This window comes from Amycolatopsis sp. DG1A-15b, assembly GCF_030285645.1.
GTDB lineage: Bacteria > Actinomycetota > Actinomycetes > Mycobacteriales > Pseudonocardiaceae > Amycolatopsis.
Map to the genome: position 1 here is coordinate 431,865 of NZ_CP127296.1, position 19,424 is coordinate 451,288.

The following is a 19,424-nucleotide window of genomic DNA, read 5'->3' on the forward strand; positions in this document are numbered from 1 at the left end:
GGGTGACGCGCCGCTCACCCGAAGTGGCTTACCCTGGCGCCATGCAGAGACTCAGCGGCCTCGACGCGAGCTTCCTCTACCTCGAGACGTCGTCGCAGGTCCTGCACGTCTGCGGGCTGCTCATCCTCGACGGCTCGACCGTCCCCGGCGGCTACACCTTCGCGAAGCTCCAGGAAAAGCTCGACGAGCGCGTCCGGATGATCCCGGCGTTCCGCCGCAAACTGCACAATCCACTCTGGAACCTCAGTCACCCCGTGTGGGTCGAAGACGAGGACTTCGACCTCGACCACCACGTGCACCGCATCGGCGTGCCCGCTCCCGGCGACCGCGCCGAGCTGGCCGCGCTGTGCGCCCACATCGCCGGGCAGCAGCTCGACCGCGCGCACCCGCTGTGGCAGCTGTACGTCATCGAAGGCCTGGCCGACGGCCGGCTCGCCGTGCTGCTCAAGATGCACCACGCGAGCGTCGACGGCGTGAGCGGCGCCAGCCTGATCACCTACCTCGCCGGGCTCGAACCGGACGGGCCGATGCCGGAGATCGAGGAGCACCGGAACGCCGCGATGCCCTCGCCGCTCGACCTGCTCCGCTCCGGGGCCGAGAGCGTGGTGAAGCGCCCCGCCGAGGTCGCGCGGCTGCTGCCCGACCTCCTCGGGCTGGTGCCGCGGTGGGTCGGCCGGGCGTTGCGCGGCAAGGGAATGCCGGTTCCGTTCACCGCGCCGCGGACGTCGCTGAACGGCACGATCACCGGGCACCGCAGCGTCGCCTTCGCCCAGCTCGACCTCGCCGACGTCAAGGACGTCAAGAACGCCTTCGGGGTCACGGTGAACGACGTCGTGCTCGCGCTCGTCGCCGGTGCGCTGCGGGAGTTCCTCGCCGCGCGCGGGGAGCTGCCGGAGGATCCGCTGGTGGCGACGGTCCCGGTTTCGGTGCACGACCGGACCGAACGCGAGCACGGCAGCAACAAGGTCTCGGCGTTCTTCGCCTCGCTGCCGACGCACCTGCCCGACCCGGCCGCCCGGGTGTTCTTCCTCGCCGAGGCCAACCGGCGGTCGAAGGACCACCACCACGACATCGACGCCGACATGCTGCAGGACTGGGCGCAGTTCTCGGCGGCGACGGCGTTCGGGCTCGCCGTGCGGGCGTATTCGGCGCTGCGCCTGGCCGAGAAGCACCCGGTGGTGCACAACCTGGTCGTCTCGAACGTGCCCGGCCCGCCGATGCCGCTGTACTTCCTGGGTGCGCGGATCACCGGCTTCTACCCGCTCGGCCCGGTCTTCCACGGCGCCGGGCTGAACGTCACGGTGCTGTCCAACGCGGGGAAGGTGCACGTCGGCCTGCTCGGCGCGCGGGAGCTGGTCAAGGACCTGTGGCCGCTCGCCGACGCGCTCCCGGACGCACTGGCCGAGCTGCTGAAGGCCGCGCCTAACGGGGGCTGAGCACCACCACCGGGATCTCCCGCTCGGTCCAGGCCTGGTACTTGGCGAAGTCCGCGTACAGCTCGACCAGCCGCGGCCACAGCTCGGCGCGTTCCGCAGGCCCGGCGACCCGGGCCGTGACCGGGACGCCGCGCCGGCCCTTGAGGTCGATGCGGGTTTCGGGGTGCGCCAGCAGGTTGCGGTACCACTGCGGGTGCCGGGGCAGCCCGCCCTGGGAACCGACGATGACGACGTCGTCGCCGGAGCGCAGGTACAGCAGCGGGGTGGTGAACAGGCGCCCGGACTTGCGGCCGCGGTGTTCCAGCAGCAGCGTCGGCACCGGCTTGCGGAACCCCGCCCCGACCCGCCACGTGCTGCCGACGCGGCCGCCGGTCAGCCGGAAGACGGCCACCTGCGCCTTCGCCGCGTACTTCATCACCTTCGCGGTCACCGGTGAATCCAGGCCGCCGGGCTTCTGGTCGGGCAGGCTGAAGCGTCCCATCATGAGTTCCTTCCTCGGAGGGAGCCGACCGCGGCGAGCAGGGCGGGCACCCAGCGGTCGGCGGCCAGCACGCAGGCCGCGTGCCCGGCCGCGACCTCGTAGGTGGCCGCGCCGGGGATCCGGCGAGCCAGTGACCGCTGGTGGGCGGGGGCGATGAACCGGTCGCGGGCCGTCACGACGACCGCGGCCGGCAACCGCAGCGTGTGCAGCCACGGCGTCGAGTCGAACCGGCCGATCTCGTCGACGGCGACCGCGATCGCCCACGGCGTGGTCGACCGGAACTCCCGCAGCCCCCACCGGTGGTCGGCGAGGCGCTCGCGGGGGAGCGCGGCGGGCACGGCCGGCGGCGGCACGTGCTCACGCAGCCGCCGCAGGGTCCGGCCGAAGACGTCGAGGGCCACGCGCTGCCGCAGCCCGCGGCCGAAGTGGCCCGCGGTCGAGCACAGCACCAGACCGGTAACACGTTCTGGTTCGGCGCGGGCCACCAGTTGCGCCACCAACCCGCCCATCGAATACCCCGCGAGGGCGAACCGGCCGACGCCGAGCGCGTCCGCGACGGCGGTGACGTCCTCCGCGCAGTCGGCGAGCCGGAACTCCCGCGAGCGGATGCCCCGGCCGTGCCACCGCTGGTCGAACACGACGACGCGGTGCTGCCGCGCCAGCTGCGTGAGCGCCGGATACCAGGTCAGCAGGCCGGTGCAGGCCACCGAATGCAGCAGGAAGAGCGCGGGCGCGTCCCGTGGCCCGACGTCGGTGACCACCGTGTGCCCGCGGCCGGGCAGCTCCACGGGGACCGGCTCGGGCACGCCCGCGGTCGGCGGCACGGTGATCCGCCGCCGTGTCCGCGCCATTCCGCCACCCCCGGGGGTTGCCGTGCCCGCCCTTTCCGGTTAAGACTAGAACAGGTTTCAATATTGCGCCCGATCCGGAGGACAGGCGTGGACTTCGCCCTTGACGATACGCAGACCGAGATCGCCGCCCTCGCCGCGAAAGTGCTCGGTGATTTCCGAGACCCGGGAGGTCGCCCTCCGAAGCCGGCGGTGGAGGACGGCTCGTGGCGCGCGCTCGCCTCGGCGGGCCTGCTCGCCCTGGCGCTGCCCCCGGAGCTGGACGGCGACGGCTTGGGCGTCGCCGAGGTCGCCCAGGTCCTGACCGAGGTCGGCCGGGCCGCCGCGCCGGTGCCCGCGTACGCCGCGCTCGCCCTGGGCGTCCTGCCGATCGAGTCGCTCGGCACCCCGGCCCAGCGCGCGGAATTCCTGCCGCCGGTCGCGGCCGGGGAGGCACTGCTCACCGCGGCGCTGAACGAGCCGTCCGCTCCGCTGGTCGCCGAGCCCGCCGCGACCGCGCGGGCCGGAGACGGGAAGTGGCTGGTCAGCGGCGTGAAGACCGCGGTCCCGTACGCCGCCGAGGCCACCCGGATCCTCACCCCGGTGACCACCGCGCACGGCAGCGCCGTCTACCTCGTCGACCCGCACACTGACGGCGTCACGCTCGTCCCGACGCCCACTTCGTCCGGGACACCGGAGTACACCGTCCGGCTCGACGACGTCGCCGTCGAGGAAACGGACCTCCTGTTCGACCGCGGCGCCGTGGCGGCGCTGCACCGGCTGGCGCTGGCCGGCGCCCTGGCCCTCGGCGACGGCCTCCTGGCCGGCGCGCTGGCGCTGACCGTCAAGCACGTCGGCGAGCGGACCCAGTTCGGCCGGCCCCTGTCCGCCTTCCAGGCCGTGGCGGGCCAGATCGCCGACGTCTACGTGGCCGCGCGGACCGTGCACCTCGCCGTGACGTCCGCGGTGTGGCGGCTGGCTTCGGGACTCGACGCCGACGCCGAACTGGACGTCGCCGCCTACTGGTTCGCCTCGCGGGCACCGGAAGCGCTGGCGACCTGCCACCACCTGCACGGCGGGGTCGGCGTCGACGAAACCTATCCGCTGCACCGGTATTCGTCGGCGGTCAAGGATCTCGGCCGGACACTCGGCGGGGCCGCGCACCGGCTCGGCCGGCTCGGCGAACGAGTGGCGGGGTGAGCGGGATGCACGTCGAACTGACCACGGCACAACGACAGCTGCGCGCCGAACTGCGCGAATACTTCGCCGGCTTGATCAGCCCCGACGAACGCCGGGCGATGCGGCGCGAGCGGCACGGGCCGGTGTTCCGCGAGATCGTCCGCCGGATGGGCCGCGACGGCCGGCTCGGCGTCGGCTGGCCGGTCGAATACGGCGGCCAGGGCTTCGGCGGGATCGAACAGCACCTGTTCGTCGACGAGGCCGCGCGCGCCGACGTCCAGCTGCCCTCGGTCACGCTCCAGACCGTCGGGCCGACGCTGCAGGAGTTCGGCACGGACGAGCAGAAGTCCTTCTTCCTGCCGAAGATCCTGGCGGGGGAGATCCACTTCGCGATCGGGTACAGCGAACCGGAAGCGGGCACCGACCTCGCGTCGCTGCGGACGACGGCAGTGCGCGACGGTGACGAATACGTCGTCAACGGCCAGAAGATCTTCACCACCGGCGGGCACGACGCCGACTACGTCTGGCTCGCCGTGCGGACCGCGCCGGACGCGCCGAAGCACAAGGGCATCTCGATCCTCATCGTCGACACGACCGATCCCGGCTACTCGTGGACGCCGATCATCACCTGCGACGGCGCCCACCACGTCAACGCGACGTACTACTCGGACGTCCGCGTGCCGGCGAACCGCTTGGTGGGGCAGGAAAACGCGGGCTGGCGGCTGATCACGACGCAGCTCAACCACGAGCGCGTCATGCTCGGGCCGGCCGGGCGGATCGGCGGCCTCTACGACCGCGTGCACGCGTGGGCGAGCGCGCACGGCCTGCTGGACCTCGCCGACGTGCGGGCCGTGCTCGCCGAGGCGCTGGCCGTGACGCGGGTGAACGAGCTGCTGAACTGGCAGGTCGCGGTGTCCTCGGCGAGTGCGCCGGTCGGCGTGGCCGACGCGTCGGCGACCAAGGTGTTCAGCTCGGAGGCCATCCAGCGGATCGGCCGGAACCTCGAGGAAGTCGTCGCGCGCCACGGCGACCTGGCCGATCCGGACACCGCCGAACTGGCGGACTGGCTCGACCTCACCGCCAAGCGCAACATCGTGCTGACCTTCGGCGGGGGCGTCAGCGAAATCCAACGGGAGCTGATCGCCTCGATCGGCCTGGGCCTGCCGAGGGTGCCACGATGAACATCGAAGAAGCGGCCGCGGAGATCGCCGCGCGCGGGGAATGCGCGCCGCGCCTGGCGCGCGACCCGGTCAACCAGGCCATGGTCAACAACTGGGTCGAGGCGATCGGCGACCGCAACCCGGTCTACACGGACCCGGAGTACGCCGCCACGAGCGTCCACAAGGGACTGGTCGCGCCGCCCGCGATGGCGCAGGTCTGGACGATGGGCGGCCTGAACGTCCCGCGCGGCGCCGACGACCCCCTGGGGTTGATGATGGAGCTGCTCGACGAGGCGGGGTTCACATCGGTCGTGGCGACGAACTCCGAGCAGACCTACCACCGCTACCTGCGGCCCGGCGAACAGGTCGAGGCGCGGACGCGGCTGGAGAACGTCGTCGGCCCGAAGAAGACCGCACTGGGCGAGGGCTGGTTCGTCACCACGCGGATGACCTGGTACGTCGGCGCCGAAGCGGTGGCGGAGATGATGTTCCGGGTGCTCAAGTTCCGCCCGCCCGCCCCGAAGCCGCCGCCGGCGCCGGTGCTCCGGCCGGTGATCAGCCGGGACACGGAGTTCTTCTGGGACGGCCTGCGCGAGGGTGAGCTGCGGATCCAGCGCTGGGGCGAAACGCTGCGGCACCCGCCGGGGCCGATGCCGCCCGACGGCTCGCTGGACACCAAGCCCGACTACGTCGTCGCCAGTGGGCGGGGGACCCTGTACTCCTTCGTCGTGCACCACCACCCGCCGGTGCCGGGCAAGGAACTCCCGTTCGTCGTGGCCCTGGTGGAACTGGAAGAAGGGGTCCGCGTGATGGCCGAGCTCCTGGACGCCACTCCGGAGGAGGTCCACATCGGACTGCCGGTCATCGCGGCGTTCGTCCGGGTCGACGACGACCTGACCCTGCCCGCGTGGAAGGTGGCCCGATGACCGTCGCCGAAGGGACCGAGCTGCCGCCGCTGACGATCGAAGCGACGCCGACGTTCGTCGTCAGCACGGCGCTGGCCACCCGCGACTTCCAGGACGTCCACCACGACCGCGACTCGGCCGTGGCCCGCGGCTCGAAGGACATCTTCCTCAACATCCTCACCGACACCGGGCTGGTCCAGCGGTTCGTCTCGGAGTGGGCCGGCCCCCAGGCGCTGATCCGGTCGATCAAGATCCGGCTCGGCGTGCCCTGCTACGCCTACGACACGCTGACGTTCACCGGCCGGGTGGTTTCCCGCGAGGGCAACGACGTCGTGGTTTCGGTGTCCGGTGTGGACAGTCTCGGCGAACACGTCGCCGGCACCGTGGAGGTGACGCTGCCGTGACGCTCTCCGGGAAGGCGGCCATCGCCGGCATCGGCGCCACGGAGTTCTCCAAGGACTCGGGGCGCAGCGAGCTGCGGCTGGCGGCCGAATGCATCTCCCACGCGCTGGCCGACGCGGGACTGAAGCCGTCCGATGTGGACGGCCTGGTGTCGTTCACCATGGACGGCAACGCCGAAATCGCGGTGGCGCGCGAGCTGGGCATCCCCGAACTGAAGTTCTTCAGCCGGATCCACTACGGCGGTGGCGCCGCGGCGGCGACCGTGCAGCAGGCCGCGATGGCGGTGGCGACCGGCGTCGCGGACGTCGTCGTCGCGTACCGGGCGTTCAACGAGCGGTCCGGGCACCGCTTCGGCCAGGTTTCCTCCGCGGCGGCCGGCCAGGTCAACTCCTCCGGGGTGGACAACGCGTTCCACTACCCGATGGGCATCGCGACCCCGGCGGCGACGGTGGCCATGGTCGCGCGGCGCTATCTGCACGACTACGGCGCGACGAGCGAGGACTTCGGGCGCGTCGCGGTCGTCGACCGCAAGCACGCGGCGACCAACCCGAACGCGTGGTTCCACGGCCGGCCCATCACCCTGGAGGAGCACCAGGCGTCGCGCTGGGTGGCCGAGCCGCTGCACCTGCTCGACTGCTGCCAGGAGAGCGACGGCGGGGTCGCGCTCGTCGTCACCAGCGTGGAGCGGGCCCGTGATCTCGCGCGGCCGCCGGCGGTGATCGCCGCGGCGGCGCAGGGCAGCGGGCCGGACCAGTACGTGATGACCAGCTACTACCGCGACGACCTGGCCGCGCTGCCGGAAATGGGCGTCGTGGGCCGGCAGCTGTGGGACCAGTCGGGGCTGGGACCGTCCGATGTGGACGTCGCGGTGCTGTACGACCACTTCACGCCGTACGTGCTGATGCAGCTGGAGGAACTGGGGTTCTGCGGCCGGGGCGAGGCGAAGGACTTCATCGCCGACGGCGCGCTGGAGCTCGACGGCGCGTTGCCGTTCAACCCGCACGGCGGCCAGCTCGGCGAGGCGTACATCCACGGCATGAACGGCATCGCGGAGGGCGTCCGCCAGCTCCGCGGCACGGCGGCCAACCAGGTCGCGGGCGCGGCCCGGGTGCTGGTCACGGCGGGGACGGGCGTGCCCACCAGCGGACTCATCCTGACGGGTGACCAAGTCTCACCTCAATGACGTCTGGTGCCCGGCCGGCGTGGGTGTCACGGTGGAGACACCACCCACGACGGAGAGTGAGGCCGACTGGCGATGGTGGTCGACTGGGCGCTCACGGCGGTGTTCGCGGCGCTGGTGCTGCCGTGCGTGCTGAGGCTGGTCCGCCTCGACTACGCGCGGCTGGGCCACGGCGTGCGCCACGGCGACCTGGCGGAGCTGCTGCTGGTGGTCGCGATGGTGGCGATGGTCTCCCCGGTCGGCGGCCCGATCCCGGCGGCGGGCTGGCAGGCGGTCCTGGCGCTGACGACGGGCTGGTTCGCGGTGGCCTGGTGGCGGACCCGGACCTGCGCCCACCACGCGCTGTCGGCGGCGGCGATGCTCTACATGGTGACGGCGATGCCGCACGGCGGGACGGACCACGGCCCGTGGCTGACGATGTCCACCATGGACACCCGGCTGGCGTTGCCGCTGATCGCGGTGGTGGCGGCCGGGTACTTCGTGGCCGACGCGGCGTGGTCGGGGGTGCGGGTGGTCCGGGGCTCGCCGGTGGTGAGGCCGGAATCCGGCCACGCGTCGCGCGCGGTGTGCCGGGCGGCGATGGGCGCCGGGATGGGCTACCTGCTGCTGGCCTCGGCTTTGTGAGCGCGGCCCGGAGAGGTCCCCGGCCCGGGGGTCCCCCGGATTTCACGTTACCGGAAGGCACCGACAATTCCGGGCGATGCGAGGGGGCGGAACGGCTCGCCGGCCGGCGAACGGCCGGTCCGGGCTGCGGCGGACCTCAATCCGCTGGGGGGCGGACGTCGGCTCGGTGCGCGGCGGATCTCGGCTCGCATGGCGGACCTGGGCTCGCGCGCCGGACCTGGGCTCGCGCGCCGGACCTGGGCTCGCGCGCCGGACCTGGGCTCGCGTGGCGGGCCTCGGTCCTCGAGCCGCCGGATCTCGGCTCGCGTGGCGGGCCTCGGTCCTCGAGCCGCCGGATCTCGGCTCGCGTGGCGGGCCTCGGTCCTCGAGCCGCCGGATCTCGGCTCGCGTGGCGGGCCTCGGTCCTCGAGCCGCCGGATCTCGGCTCGCGTGGCGGGCCTCGGTCCTCGAGCCGCCGGATCTCGGCTCGCGTGGCGGGCCTCGGTCCTCGAGCCGCCGGATCTCGGCTCGCGTGGCGGGCCTCGGTCCTCGAGCCGTCGGGCCTCGGCTCGCGTGGCGGGCCTCGGTCCTCGAGCCGTCGGGCCTCGGCTCGCGCGGCGGACCTCAGCCCACGACCCGCCGGACCTCGCCCAGCGGGCTCTCGCCGGCCTCCGGGAGTGCGGCCGCCGGGTGCTCGGCCGTCCATTGGGCCGCCGCCGCGATGTCCTTCTTCAGCGCCGTGATCAGGTCCTCCGCCGAGGCGTACTTCTCCTGCTGCCGCAGGTGCGAGCCGAGCCAGACCACGAGTGTCTCGCCGTAGAGGTCGCCGGTGAAGTCCAGGACGTGGGCCTCCAGCAGGCGGTAGCCGTCCGCGCCGTAGTACGTCGGGCGGCGGCCGACCGAGACCGCCGCCGGCAGCCGGGTGCCGTCCGCGCGGCCGATCCAGCCCGCCCACACGCCGTCGCCCAGGGAGCCGTCCTGGTCGCGCAGGGCGATGTTGGCCGTGGGAAAGCCCAGCTCGCGGCCGCGCTTGTCGCCCGATTCGACCGTTCCCCGCACCACGAAGTATTCCGGCATTCGTCCTCCCGAGGTCTCCCCACCACGGTAGCGGGCGCGGCTGAACAGCTCAGGAAGTGGACACGAGCACCGTGTCCGCCAGCACCGGCGCGTCGTCCCGCGCGGGAGCCGACGTCGTCACCAGCAGCCGGTCGTCCGAGCGCCACACCCGGATCCGCAGCGTCTCACCCGGGAACACCACCCCGGCGAACTTCGTCGCGAACGACGCCACCCGCGCCGGGTCGCCGTCGAGGAACTCGTTCACCAGCACCCGCGCCACGATCCCGTACGTGCACAGCCCGTGCAGGATCGGCCGGTCGAACCCCGCCGCCCGGGCGAACGCCGGGTCCGCGTGCAGCGGGTTCCGGTCACCGCACAGCCGGTACAGCAGCGCCTGCTGCGGCAACGTCGGCGTCTCGAACACGAAGTCCGGCGCCCGCGAAGGCCACTCGATCCGGTCCGAAGGCCCGCGCGAGCCGCCGAAACCGCCCTCGCCACGCGCGAAGATGCTCGACCGCGCCGTCCACAGTGGATCACCCGAGGACGACGTGACCGAAACCTCCTGGATCACCACCGCGGCCTTGCCCTTGTCGTACACGTCCGCGATCCGCGACCGCGCCACCGCCTTGCCCGACGCCGGGATCGGCTGGTGCAGGGTGATCTCCTGCTTGCCGTGCAGCACCTTCGCCAGGTCGATCTCCACCCCGGGGAACGACACCGCCGGCGGGTCGAACACGCGCAGGTTGGCCGCGACCGTCGCGAACGTCGGCAGCACCACCAGGTCCTGCTCGTAGGTGTACCGCAGCTCGTCCGGGCCCGCGCCGAGCGCCAGGTGGTACAGCAGCACGTCCGACGACGTCCAGGCGAAACTCACCTCGCCGATCTCGGCCCCGATGGCGACCGCGGGATCGATGGGCACTGCGGGCTCCTATTCGTAGCTGATCGAGACGTCGTCGGTGACCGGCAGCGACTGGCAGGCCAGCACGATGCCGTCCGCCATGTCCTCGGCGTCCAGCACCTCGTTGTGCAGCATCTTCACCTCGCCCGACACGACCCGGCAAGCGCACGCGCTGCATTGTCCCTCGCGGCAGGAGTACGGCGCGTCCATGCCCTCGTCCAGCAGCCGGTCGAGGAGCTTGCGCTGCCGCGGCCAGGACATCGTCCGCGTCGAACCGTCCAGCGACACCGTCAGCGACGCCGGTGCCTCGTCCGAAGCAGGCTCCTCCTCGGCGACGACGTCCTCGAACGGGTTCCCGGTCAGCGACGTGAACTTCTCGACGTGCACCCGGTCCCGCGGCACCCCGAGCTGCCCGAGCGCCTCCCGCACGGCGGCCATGAACGGTGCCGGGCCGCACAGGAAAGCCTCGTGCGAGGTGTACGCCGACGCCAGCCCGCGCAGCTGCGAGACGTCCGGCAGCCCCTGCACGCTCTCCAGCCAGTGCACGACGACCAGCCGGTCGCCGTACCGCTTCGCCAGCGAGGCCAGCTCGCCCGCGAAGATCACCGAATTCTCGTCGCGGTTCGCGTAGACCAGCACGACCCGGCCGGACCCGGTCTCCAGCACCGTCTTGAGGATCGCCATCACGGGCGTGATGCCGCTGCCGCCGGCGAAGAGCAGGAAGTCCTCGTCCACCGAGGCCGGGCAGAACACCCCCGCCGGCGCCAGGACGTCGACCTGCATCCCCGGCTTCAAGGACGCGCAGACCCAGCTCGAGCCGTACCCGCCGTCGGTCCGCTTGACCGTCACCTGCACGCGGTTCTCGTGCGGCGCGCTCGACAGCGAATAGCACCGCGCCACCGAACCGGTCCGGTCGCTGGGGATCTTCAACGTCAGGAACTGCCCGGCCGTGTACTCGAAAGCCGGCGCGTGCTCGGGTGGGATCTCGAAGACCACCGACCGCGCGTCCGGCGTTTCGACGACGACGTCGGCGACGGTCAGCGTGTAGACCCGCTCAGCCATCGGCCACCGCCAGCGTGCCTTCACGCACCGCGTCGGAGATGCTGTCGGCCAGCTTCGGGCACGTGTCGAGCAACGCCGACGGGCCGTCCGCGTCCGCGAACACCGGGCAGGTGTCGGCGGGCCGGGTCGTCCACTGGATGCTCGTGTGCTGGATGCTGTTCTTCTTCACCAGCACGCACGTCCCGCAGCTGCGGCACTCGTGCGGCCGCAGCCCGCCCGACAGGAACTCGGTCTGCTCGGCGGTCGTCACACTTCCGCCTCGGTCTTCTGCCGCGCCAGGTTCTCGGCCACCTCCGCCGCCCACGCCTCGTTCGCCTTCGTCGTGTCCACTTCGAACTCGAACCGTTGCGTCATGTCCTCGGTGACCTCGGCCGCGTCGACGTAGAACTGCTGGTACCACCGGCGGAGCTGGTAGACCGGACCGTCCTCTTCGCACAGCAGCGGGTTGTCGATCTGCGTCTTGTGCTTCCAGATCTCGACGTCCTGCAGGAACCCGGCGCCGATCCCGCGGGCCAGCTTCGCGGCGATCTTGTCGGCGTGCTCGTCCGAGATCCCCGGCGGCTTCCGCACCTTCATCCCGTACTGCAGCACGAACGACGTCGGCGTGACGGGGTAGTGGCAGTTGATGAGCACGCTCTCGATCTCGTAGCCCTGGAACGAGTTCACCAGCTTGTTGATCATGTACGACGGCCCGAAGTACGACGCCTCCGACCGCAGCAGGTTCTCCTCGCCGCCGTAGTTCGACGCCATGCCCATGTCCGGGCGGCCCTTGGTGTTGAGGTACTGCGTGGCGATGTGGCCTTCGAAGACGTTCTTGAAGTACGTCGGGTAGGCGTAGTGGATGTAGAAGAAGTGCGCCATGTCCACGACGTTGTCGATGATCTCGCGGCAGTTGGAGCCCTCGATGACGATCTCGTCCCAGGTCCAGTTGCTCCACTCGGCGCTGTCGGCGGCCTCGATCCGGGGGATCGCCAGCTCGTCGGCCGGCGGGTTGCCCTCCGGGTCGTGCCAGACGAGCAGCTGCCCGTTCCGCACCTCCGACGTCCACGAGCGCGTCCGCGCGCGCAGCGGAACCCGCTTGGCGTAGGGGATCGAGACGCACTTGCCCTTGCCGTTCCAGCGCCAGTCGTGGAACGGGCAGGCCACCTCGTCGCCCTTGACGCTGCCCTGGGTGAGGTCGCCGCCCATGTGCCGGCAGTAGCCGTCGAGCACGTGCAGCTCGCCGGCCGAATCCGCCCACACCACGAGCTTCGTGCCGAACGCCGTGATCGCGTGCGGCTTCCCGTCGCGGAAGTTCTCCGCCAGGCCGAGGCAGTGCCAGCCGCGGGCGAACCGGGTCGGCGGCTCACCGGCGTAGATGGTGCGTACCGAATCCTGCGTCATCGCTGCCCTCCCGTGGTCCCCTGATCTTCGTTCGCCAGCCGCGTCGCCGCAAGGTAGCCGAACACCATGGCGGGACCGATGGTCGCGCCTGGCCCGGCGTAGGTCCGGCCCATCACGGCCGCACTGGCGTTGCCGGCGGCGAACAGCCCCGGCACGGCCGAGCCGTCCTCGCGCAGCACCTGCGCGTGTTCGTCGGTGCGCAGCCCGCCCTTGGTGCCCAGGTCGCCCGGCACGATCTTGACCGCGTAGAACGGTGCCTTGTCGAGCGGGCCGAGGCTGGGGTGGGGTTTGTTGCGCGGGTCGCCGTAGTAGTGGTCGTACTTGCTGACCCCGCGGTGGAAGTCCTCGTCGACGCCTCGGCGCGCGAAGCCGTTGAAGCGCTCGACCGTCGCTTCCAGTGACTGGGCCGGGACGTCGATCTTCGCCGCCAGCCCGGCCAGCGTCGACGACTTCGCCGCGATCCCGGCCTTGAACCAGCGCCCGGGCAGCGGCTGGCGCGGCCCGATGCCGGTGAACATGTACCGGTCCTTGTAGCGCTGGTCGAACACGAGCCAGGTCGGGATGTGCTCGCCCGGCCCGTCTCCTTCGCCGTACATCGCGTGCACGGCCTCGACGTACGGCGCCGATTCGTTGACGAACCGCTCACCGCGGGCGTCGACCATGATGCTGCGCGGCCGCGACCGTTCGGCCAGCGCGAACCACGGGCCGCCGGTGAGCGGCAGCGACGGTCCCCACCAGGCGTCGTCCATCAGGTCGAGTGCGGCGCCCAGCTTGAGGCCGGCGGTGATGCCGTCGCCGGTGTTGGCCTCCGCGCCGACGGTCCAGTCGACGCCGATCGGCGCCCGCTGGTACTTCTCGCGCATCTCGAGGTTCCGCTCGAAGCCGCCGCTGGCGAGGATCACCCCGCGCCGGGCTTCGATGACGCCTTGCGCGGTGACGACGCCGGTGACGCGGTCGCCGTCGACCTGCAGGTCGACCAGGGGCGTGTTCAGCCGGACCTCGACCCCGGCCTTCGCCAGGCCCGCCCGCAGGCCCGCCGCAAGCGCTTGCCCCATGCTCAGCAGGTGCTGCCCGCGGAGCTTGCCGACGAGCCACTGCCGGCCAAGGGACAGCATCCGGACGGCCCCGCGCGGGTGCCTCGCCAGCAGGCTCAGCCAGCGGTAGTCGGCCTGGGTGATCGGGACGCCGAGCGGGGGAGCGCTGTACGGCGGTTCCAGGTGGGCCAGCTCGGCGCCGAGCAGCTTGCCGTCGAGCGCGACCGGCTCGACCGATCGGCCGCCGGGGCGCCCGCCGGGGGCCTCGGGGTGGTAGTCGCTGTAGTCGCGGACCCACCGGAACTCGAGCGGTGTGTGGTCGCAGACGAACCGCAGCACTTCGGGGCCGTGCGCGAGGAACGTGTCGCGCCGGACGGCCGGGACCACGTCGCCGACGATCGAGGCCAGGTACTCGCGTGCCCGTTCGGGTGGTTCGTCGATCCCGGCGGCGCGCAGGGCGTGGTTGCCGGGAATCCAGACCCCGCCGCCGGAGCGCGCGGTCGAGCCGCCGAAACAGGCCGCCTTCTCCAGGACGACGACGCTCAAGCCGTGGTGGGCCGCGGCCAGCGCGGCGGTCATCCCGGCGGCACCACTGCCGACCACGACGACGTCGAACTGCTCCGTCATGCCACCTCTCCTGCAACGTGTTCCAGATAACGAGTATCCAGTTGGGAGCCGCTTTCGGTCACGATAGACGAGAACGTGTTTCAGTTCTAGGGTAGCCACCATGGACGCACTCGTCGCGGACGTGGTCATCGTGGGGTTCGGGGCGGCCGGCGCCTGTGCCGCCCTTGAAGCGGCCGACGCGGGCGCCGACGTCATCATCGTCGAGCGCTTCGCCGGCGGAGGGGCCAGCGCGGTCAGCGGTGGCGTCGTCTACGCCGGCGGGGGGACCGGTCAGCAGCTCGACGCGGGCGTCGACGACTCCGTCGACGCGATGTACGCCTACCTGCGGCTGGAAACCGGGGACGTCGTCTCGGAGCGCACCCTGCGGCGGTTCTGCGAGGGCAGCCGCGAGATGATCACCTGGCTGGAGGGCAACGGCGTGCCGTTCGAAGGCAGCCTCTGCCCGTACAAGACGTCGTACCCGAGCGACCAGCACTACCTCTACTACTCCGGCAGCGAGGCGGCCGGCGGGTTCCGCGACGCGGCGAAGCCGGCCCCGCGCGGTCACCGCGTCAAAGGGCCCGGGACCTCGGGGAAGATGCTGATGGCGCGGCTCAAGGCGGCCGTGCGCGCCCGTGGCATCCGGGTGCTGACGCAGACGACCGCCCGGACCCTGCTCCGCGACGAGGCCGGCCGCGTCACCGGGCTCGTCGTCGACACCCTGAGCGATGCTCCGGCGTCGGTGCGGGCGCGGCACCAGCGCTTCGCGCAGTACGCGGCGAAACCCGGGATCTACGTGCCGTCGCTGCGCAAGTCGCTGCACCGGCGAGTCGAGCGGTTCGAGCGGGCACACGGCCGTGAGCTGCGGATTTCCGCGCGGCGCGGGGTCGTGCTCGCCGCCGGCGGCTTCATCGCCGACCGCGAGATGGTGCGGGAGCACGCCCCGAAGTACCGCGGTGGGCTGGCCCTCGGCACGTCCGCCGACAACGGCTCGGGCATCCGGATGGGCGTCGAGGCCGGCGGGACGACCGGCGAGCTGGGCCGGATCTCCGCGTGGCGGTTCGTCACCCCGCCGAGTGCGTTCCTCGGCGGGATCATCGTCGACGCCGCGGGCCGGCGGGTCATCGACGAGTCCCGCTACGGCGCCGCGGTCGGGGAAAAGCTCATCGAGGACCACGGGGGCAAGGGCTGGCTGCTCGTCGACGCGCCGATCGTGGCCGAGGCGCGCCGGGACGGCCGCAAGCAGAGCCAGTGGTTCCAGTGGCTTCAGCTGCGGTACCTGCTGCGCCGCGGCCGGGTCGTGGGGGAGACGGTCGAAGAGGTGGCGCGCAAGGCCGGCGTCGACCCGCAGGGGCTGCGCGCGAGCGTCGAGGCCTACCACGGCGACCGGGATCCGGTGGGCAAGCCCACCGAGTTCGTGCGGCGCCTGGACAACCCGCCGTACTCGCTCATCGACATCTCGGTGCGGCCGAACCTCGGGTACCCGACGCCGATGCTCACCCTCGGCGGGCTGGTCGTCGACGAGGACACCGGCGCGGTGCGGAGCACGGCGGGGGAGCCGATCCCGGGGTTGTACGCCGCCGGGCGCACCGCCGTGGGAATCTGTTCCAGGTCCTACGTGAGCGGTCTGTCCCTGGCCGACTGCGTGTTTTCCGGCCGTAGAGCGGGGATCAACAGTGCCCTGGCGCAGGGTGTTCTCGACAAAAACGAGAACGTGTTCTAGTCTCTGGGGAGTGAACCAGAGAGAGGACTGCGCATGAGCGAGCAGGTGATCGCCGGGGTCCGGGACCTCCTGCCGGTCCTGCGGGAACGGGCCCAGGACACCGAGGACGCGCGGCGCGTCCCCGAGGAGTCCGTCAAGGCCCTGCAGGAGACCGGGTTCTTCAAGCTGCTGCAGCCGAAGCTCCACGGGGGCTTCGAAACCGACCCGGTGAGCTTCTACACCGCGGTCAAGCTGATCGCGAGCGCGTGCGGGTCCACCGGCTGGGTCGCCTCCATCCTCGGCGTCCACCCGTGGCACGTGGCCCTGTTCGACGCGCAGGCGCAGCAGGAGGTCTGGGGCGAGGACCAGGACGTGCGGATCTCCTCGTCGTACGCGCCGATGGGCAAGGCCGAGGTCGTCGAGGGCGGCTACCGGCTGTCGGGCCGGTGGAGCTTCTCCTCCGGCTGCGACCACTGCACGTGGGTGCTGCTCGGGGGACCCGCGTTCTCCGGCGGCAAGCCGGTCGACTTCTGCACCTACCTGCTGCCGATCGCCGACTACTCCATTGTGGACGTCTGGGACACGATCGGCCTGCGCGGCACCGGTTCGAACGACATCGTCGTCGAGGACGTCTTCGTGCCGCAGCACCGGGCGCTGAGCTTCATCGCGACGTCGAAGTGCCGGGTGCCGGGCCAGGCCGTCAACCCCGGGCCGCTGTACCGCCTCCCGTACGGTTCGGTGCACCCGACCACGATCACCGCGCCGATCATCGGCATGGCCCAAGGGGCCTACGACGCGCACGTCGAGCACCAGCGCAAGCGCGTGCGGGCCGCGTACGCCGGTGAGCAGTCCAAAGAGGACCCGTTCACCAAGGTGCGGATCGCCGAGGCGGCCAGTGAGATCGACGCCGCCTGGCTGCAGCTGACCCGCAACATCGAGGAGCTGTACGAACTCGCCAAGCGCGAGGAGCGGCTGCCTTCGGACCTGCGGCTGCGTGTCCGGCGCGACCAGGTGCGCGGCACCGAACGCGCGATCACCGCGATCGACCGGCTCTTCGAGAACTCCGGCGGCCGCGCGATCCAGCGCGGGACGCCGATCCAGCGCTTCTGGCGCGACGCGCACGCGGGCCGCGTTCACGCGGCCAACGACGCCGAGCGCGCGTACGTCATGTTCGGCACCGGTGCCTTCGGGCTCCCCGTCGAGAACGCGATGTACTGATGGCCGCTCCTGAAGGCAAGTACGTCCAGGCCGGCTCGCTGAAGCTGCACTACCACGAGGCCGGCGCCGAGCACGCCGAGACCGTGATCCTGCTGCACGGCGGCGGGCCCGGCGCGTCGGCGTGGAGCAACTTCGGGCGCAACCTGCCGGAATTCGCCAAGCACTACCGGACGATCGCCGTCGACCAGCCCGGCTTCGGGCGGTCGGACAAGCCTGCCGAGCACCCGCAGTACTTCCGGCACAGCGCGGACGCCGTCGCCGGCCTGATGGACGCGCTCGGCATCGAGCGCGCGCACTTCGTCGGCAACTCCCTCGGCGGAGGCGCGGCGGTGCGGTTCGCGCTGAACCACGGGAAGCGGGCCGGGCGGCTGGTCCTGATGGGGCCGGGCGGGCTGAGCGTCAACCTGTTCGCGCCCGACCCGACCGAAGGCGTCAAGAACCTCGGGCGGTTCGCGGCCAAGCCGTCGCGCGAACGGATGGAAGCCTTCCTGCGCATCATGGTCCACGACCAGGCGCTGGTCACCGACGAGCTGATCGACGAGCGGTTCGCCGCCGCGAACACCCCGGAGTCCCTGGCCGCGATGCGCGCCATGGGCATGTCGTTCGCGCAGCCGGACACCTACGAAGAAGGCCTGCTCTGGCGCGAAGCCCACCGCCTCCGCCAGCGCGTACTCTTGATCTGGGGCCGCGAGGACCGCGTGAACCCCCTCGACGGCGCCTTGCTGGCACTGAAGACGATTCCGCGCGCGCAGCTGCACGTGTTCGGCGGCTGCGGGCACTGGGCCCAGCTGGAGAAGTTCGACGAGTTCAACCGGCTGGCCCTCGACTTCCTCGGGAGTTCCTGATGGGCATCCGGTCACTGGGCTACCTCCGCATCGAAGCCACCGACATGGCGGCCTGGCGCGAGTACGGCCTCAAGGTGCTCGGCATGGTGGAAGGCAGCGGCACCCACCCCGACGCGCTCTACCTGCGCATGGACGACTTCCCCGCGCGGCTGGTCATTTCACCGGGCGACGCGGACCGGCTGGCCGTCACCGGCTGGGAGGTCGCTCACGCGGGCGAGCTGGCCGAGCTGCGGTCCCGGTTGGACGGTGCGTCGGTGCCCTACAAGGAGGGCACGCCCGATGAGCTGGCCGACCGCCGCGTCGACGAGCTGATCAGCTTCGACGACCCGTCCGGCAACACCCAGGAGGTGTTCCACGGCGTCGCGCTGCAGCACCGGCGCGTGGTCAGCCCGTACGGCCACAAGTTCGTCACCGGTGAGCAGGGCCTTGGCCACGTCGTTTTGTCTACAAAGGACGACGAGGCGTCGCTGCGGTTCTACCGGGACGTCCTCGGCTTCCGGCTGCGCGACTCGATGCGCCTGCCGCCGCAACTGGTCGGCCGGCCCGCCGACGGGCCGCCCGCGTGGCTGCGGTTCTTCGGCTGCAACCCACGCCACCACAGCCTCGCGTTCCTGCCGATGCCGACGCCGAGCGGGATCGTGCACCTGATGGTCGAGGTGGAGAACACCGACGACGTCGGCCTGTGCCTCGACCGCGCGATCCGGCGGAAGGTGCCGATGTCGGCCACGCTCGGCCGGCACGTCAACGACCTGATGCTGTCGTTCTACATGAAGACCCCGGGCGGCTTCGACGTCGAGTTCGGCTGCGAAGGCCGTCAGGTCGACGACGACAACTGGATCGCCCGCGAGAGCACGGCGGTTTCGCTGTGGGGCCACGACTTCTCGGTCGGCGCGCGGCCGCCGGGCGCATGACCTCCGTGGCGGTCGACCAGACCGAGTTCCGCAGCGTGCTCGGGCACTTCTGCACGGGCGTCACGGTGGTCACGGGCCGCGACGGCGACACGCTCGCCGGGTTCGCCTGCCAGTCGTTCGCCGCGCTGTCGCTCGACCCGCCGCTGGTGCTGTTCTGCCCGGCCCGGACGTCACGGACGTGGCCGGTGCTGGCCGCGGCGGGCCGGTTCGCGGTCAACGTGCTGGCCGAGGACCAGCAGGAGGTCAGCGCGGTGTTCGGCGCCCGCGGCGAGGACAAGTTCGCCCGGTTCGGCTGGACACCGGCGCCGTCGGGCGCACCCCTGCTCGAGGGTGCCCTGACCTGGATCGACTGCGCCTTGGAAGCCGTGCACGAGGCCGGCGACCACTACGTGGTCATCGGCCGCGTCACCGCCCTCGGCGCGCCTTCGGAGGCCCGCCCGCTGCTGTTCCACCGCGGCCGGTACGCCGTCACCGAACCGGCCCGGGACGCGCTCGCGGCCCTGATGCCCTGGCCCCGCCCCGACGACTGGCTGTGA

General features: G+C 71.8%; 20 protein-coding genes. 12 read left to right on the forward strand and 8 right to left on the reverse strand.

What is annotated here, in order from left to right; genetic code table 11:
* Positions 1-41 precede the first annotated feature (41 nt).
* Complete coding sequence (locus tag QRY02_RS02010) at positions 42-1,436, forward strand: WS/DGAT/MGAT family O-acyltransferase (RefSeq protein WP_285989776.1); 1,395 nt, start codon at positions 42-44, stop codon at positions 1,434-1,436.
* Here QRY02_RS02010 and QRY02_RS02015 read toward each other — a convergent pair.
* Positions 1,423-1,917 (reverse strand): nitroreductase family deazaflavin-dependent oxidoreductase, encoded by a 495-nt coding sequence (locus QRY02_RS02015; protein ID WP_285989777.1) that lies wholly within the window; start codon positions 1,915-1,917, stop codon positions 1,423-1,425. The two genes, QRY02_RS02010 and QRY02_RS02015, sit on opposite strands and share 14 nt — an antisense overlap.
* The gene (locus QRY02_RS02020; protein ID WP_285989778.1) at positions 1,917-2,768 is read right to left on the reverse strand and encodes an alpha/beta fold hydrolase; all 852 of its coding nucleotides are present in this window, start codon (positions 2,766-2,768) and stop codon (positions 1,917-1,919) included. The genes QRY02_RS02015 and QRY02_RS02020 overlap by 1 nt, the downstream gene beginning before the upstream one ends.
* Before the next feature lie 87 nt (positions 2,769-2,855).
* Here QRY02_RS02020 and QRY02_RS02025 point away from each other — a divergent pair, with 87 nt between their 5' ends.
* The 6 genes from QRY02_RS02025 to QRY02_RS02050 all read left to right on the forward strand — a co-directional run bounded on the left by QRY02_RS02025 (position 2,856) and on the right by QRY02_RS02050 (position 8,194).
* Positions 2,856-3,944: an acyl-CoA dehydrogenase family protein gene (locus QRY02_RS02025; protein ID WP_285989779.1), complete on the forward strand. Its 1,089-nt coding sequence runs from the start codon at positions 2,856-2,858 to the stop codon at positions 3,942-3,944.
* Between the two features lie 5 nt (positions 3,945-3,949).
* Positions 3,950-5,104 carry an acyl-CoA dehydrogenase family protein gene (locus QRY02_RS02030; protein WP_285989780.1) on the forward strand — a complete coding sequence of 385 codons (1,155 nt, stop codon included), beginning with the start codon at positions 3,950-3,952 and terminating at the stop codon, positions 5,102-5,104.
* Positions 5,101-6,009, forward strand: a complete 909-nt coding sequence (locus QRY02_RS02035) for a bifunctional MaoC family dehydratase N-terminal/OB-fold nucleic acid binding domain-containing protein (RefSeq protein WP_285989781.1) — start codon at positions 5,101-5,103, stop codon at positions 6,007-6,009. Before QRY02_RS02030 ends, QRY02_RS02035 begins: the two co-directional genes overlap by 4 nt.
* Positions 6,006-6,392 (forward strand): MaoC family dehydratase, encoded by a 387-nt coding sequence (locus QRY02_RS02040; protein WP_285989782.1) that lies wholly within the window; start codon positions 6,006-6,008, stop codon positions 6,390-6,392. Before QRY02_RS02035 ends, QRY02_RS02040 begins: the two co-directional genes overlap by 4 nt.
* Positions 6,389-7,573: a lipid-transfer protein gene (locus QRY02_RS02045; RefSeq protein WP_285989783.1), complete on the forward strand. Its 1,185-nt coding sequence runs from the start codon at positions 6,389-6,391 to the stop codon at positions 7,571-7,573. The genes QRY02_RS02040 and QRY02_RS02045 overlap by 4 nt, the downstream gene beginning before the upstream one ends.
* 72 nt (positions 7,574-7,645) lie before the next feature.
* Entirely contained in the window at positions 7,646-8,194 is a 549-nt protein-coding gene (locus tag QRY02_RS02050; protein WP_285989784.1) for a DUF5134 domain-containing protein, read from the forward strand.
* A gap of 603 nt (positions 8,195-8,797) precedes the next feature.
* On the opposite strand, the gene QRY02_RS02055 is transcribed toward QRY02_RS02050, so the two are convergent.
* From QRY02_RS02055 to kstD, 6 genes are read right to left on the reverse strand one after another with little or no spacing between them, the layout of a single operon-like run.
* Positions 8,798-9,250, reverse strand: a complete 453-nt coding sequence (locus QRY02_RS02055) for a riboflavin kinase (RefSeq protein ID WP_285989785.1) — start codon at positions 9,248-9,250, stop codon at positions 8,798-8,800.
* Between the two features lie 49 nt (positions 9,251-9,299).
* A complete protein-coding gene (gene chsH3, locus QRY02_RS02060; RefSeq protein ID WP_285989786.1) occupies positions 9,300-10,148 on the reverse strand; it encodes an enoyl-CoA hydratase ChsH3 in 849 nt (282 codons plus the stop codon).
* Positions 10,149-10,157: 9 nt separating this feature from the next.
* Entirely contained in the window at positions 10,158-11,189 is a 1,032-nt protein-coding gene (locus tag QRY02_RS02065) for a ferredoxin--NADP reductase (protein WP_285989787.1), read from the reverse strand.
* Positions 11,182-11,439, reverse strand: a complete 258-nt coding sequence (locus QRY02_RS02070) for a hypothetical protein (protein ID WP_285989788.1) — start codon at positions 11,437-11,439, stop codon at positions 11,182-11,184. The genes QRY02_RS02065 and QRY02_RS02070 overlap by 8 nt, the downstream gene beginning before the upstream one ends.
* Positions 11,436-12,572, reverse strand: coding sequence for a 3-ketosteroid-9-alpha-monooxygenase, oxygenase component (locus QRY02_RS02075; protein ID WP_285989789.1), 1,137 nt, complete (start codon positions 12,570-12,572; stop codon positions 11,436-11,438). The genes QRY02_RS02070 and QRY02_RS02075 overlap by 4 nt, the downstream gene beginning before the upstream one ends.
* Positions 12,569-14,233 (reverse strand): 3-oxosteroid 1-dehydrogenase, encoded by a 1,665-nt coding sequence (kstD, locus tag QRY02_RS02080; protein ID WP_285989790.1) that lies wholly within the window; start codon positions 14,231-14,233, stop codon positions 12,569-12,571. Before kstD ends, QRY02_RS02075 begins: the two co-directional genes overlap by 4 nt.
* Before the next feature lie 100 nt (positions 14,234-14,333).
* Here kstD and QRY02_RS02085 point away from each other — a divergent pair, with 100 nt between their 5' ends.
* Genes QRY02_RS02085 through hsaB form a run of 5 tightly spaced genes read left to right on the forward strand, consistent with a single transcriptional unit; the run spans position 14,334 to position 19,424 of the window.
* Positions 14,334-15,935 carry an FAD-binding protein gene (locus QRY02_RS02085; protein WP_285989791.1) on the forward strand — a complete coding sequence of 534 codons (1,602 nt, stop codon included), beginning with the start codon at positions 14,334-14,336 and terminating at the stop codon, positions 15,933-15,935.
* 33 nt (positions 15,936-15,968) lie between these two features.
* The gene (hsaA, locus tag QRY02_RS02090) at positions 15,969-17,132 is read left to right on the forward strand and encodes a 3-hydroxy-9,10-secoandrosta-1,3,5(10)-triene-9,17-dione monooxygenase oxygenase subunit (protein ID WP_285989792.1); all 1,164 of its coding nucleotides are present in this window, start codon (positions 15,969-15,971) and stop codon (positions 17,130-17,132) included.
* A complete protein-coding gene (gene hsaD / locus QRY02_RS02095) occupies positions 17,132-17,977 on the forward strand; it encodes a 4,5:9,10-diseco-3-hydroxy-5,9,17-trioxoandrosta-1(10),2-diene-4-oate hydrolase (RefSeq protein WP_285989793.1) in 846 nt (281 codons plus the stop codon). The genes hsaA and hsaD overlap by 1 nt, the downstream gene beginning before the upstream one ends.
* Positions 17,977-18,888 (forward strand): iron-dependent extradiol dioxygenase HsaC, encoded by a 912-nt coding sequence (gene hsaC, locus QRY02_RS02100; RefSeq protein ID WP_285989794.1) that lies wholly within the window; start codon positions 17,977-17,979, stop codon positions 18,886-18,888. Before hsaD ends, hsaC begins: the two co-directional genes overlap by 1 nt.
* A complete protein-coding gene (hsaB, locus tag QRY02_RS02105; RefSeq protein ID WP_285989795.1) occupies positions 18,885-19,424 on the forward strand; it encodes a 3-hydroxy-9,10-secoandrosta-1,3,5(10)-triene-9,17-dione monooxygenase reductase subunit in 540 nt (179 codons plus the stop codon). Before hsaC ends, hsaB begins: the two co-directional genes overlap by 4 nt.

Coding starts and splice junctions, on each gene's coding strand:
- QRY02_RS02010 (WP_285989776.1), top strand. CDS start 42: ATGCAGAGACTCAGCGGCCTCGACGCGAGCTTCCTCTACCTCGAGACG.
- QRY02_RS02015 (WP_285989777.1), bottom strand. CDS start 1,917: ATGGGACGCTTCAGCCTGCCCGACCAGAAGCCCGGCGGCCTGGATTCA.
- QRY02_RS02020 (WP_285989778.1), bottom strand. CDS start 2,768: ATGGCGCGGACACGGCGGCGGATCACCGTGCCGCCGACCGCGGGCGTG.
- QRY02_RS02030 (WP_285989780.1), top strand. CDS start 3,950: ATGCACGTCGAACTGACCACGGCACAACGACAGCTGCGCGCCGAACTG.
- QRY02_RS02035 (WP_285989781.1), top strand. CDS start 5,101: ATGAACATCGAAGAAGCGGCCGCGGAGATCGCCGCGCGCGGGGAATGC.
- QRY02_RS02040 (WP_285989782.1), top strand. CDS start 6,006: ATGACCGTCGCCGAAGGGACCGAGCTGCCGCCGCTGACGATCGAAGCG.
- QRY02_RS02050 (WP_285989784.1), top strand. CDS start 7,646: ATGGTGGTCGACTGGGCGCTCACGGCGGTGTTCGCGGCGCTGGTGCTG.
- QRY02_RS02055 (WP_285989785.1), bottom strand. CDS start 9,250: ATGCCGGAATACTTCGTGGTGCGGGGAACGGTCGAATCGGGCGACAAG.
- QRY02_RS02065 (WP_285989787.1), bottom strand. CDS start 11,189: ATGGCTGAGCGGGTCTACACGCTGACCGTCGCCGACGTCGTCGTCGAA.
- QRY02_RS02075 (WP_285989789.1), bottom strand. CDS start 12,572: ATGACGCAGGATTCGGTACGCACCATCTACGCCGGTGAGCCGCCGACC.
- kstD (WP_285989790.1), bottom strand. CDS start 14,233: ATGACGGAGCAGTTCGACGTCGTCGTGGTCGGCAGTGGTGCCGCCGGG.
- QRY02_RS02085 (WP_285989791.1), top strand. CDS start 14,334: ATGGACGCACTCGTCGCGGACGTGGTCATCGTGGGGTTCGGGGCGGCC.
- hsaA (WP_285989792.1), top strand. CDS start 15,969: ATGAGCGAGCAGGTGATCGCCGGGGTCCGGGACCTCCTGCCGGTCCTG.
- hsaD (WP_285989793.1), top strand. CDS start 17,132: ATGGCCGCTCCTGAAGGCAAGTACGTCCAGGCCGGCTCGCTGAAGCTG.
- hsaC (WP_285989794.1), top strand. CDS start 17,977: ATGGGCATCCGGTCACTGGGCTACCTCCGCATCGAAGCCACCGACATG.
- hsaB (WP_285989795.1), top strand. CDS start 18,885: ATGACCTCCGTGGCGGTCGACCAGACCGAGTTCCGCAGCGTGCTCGGG.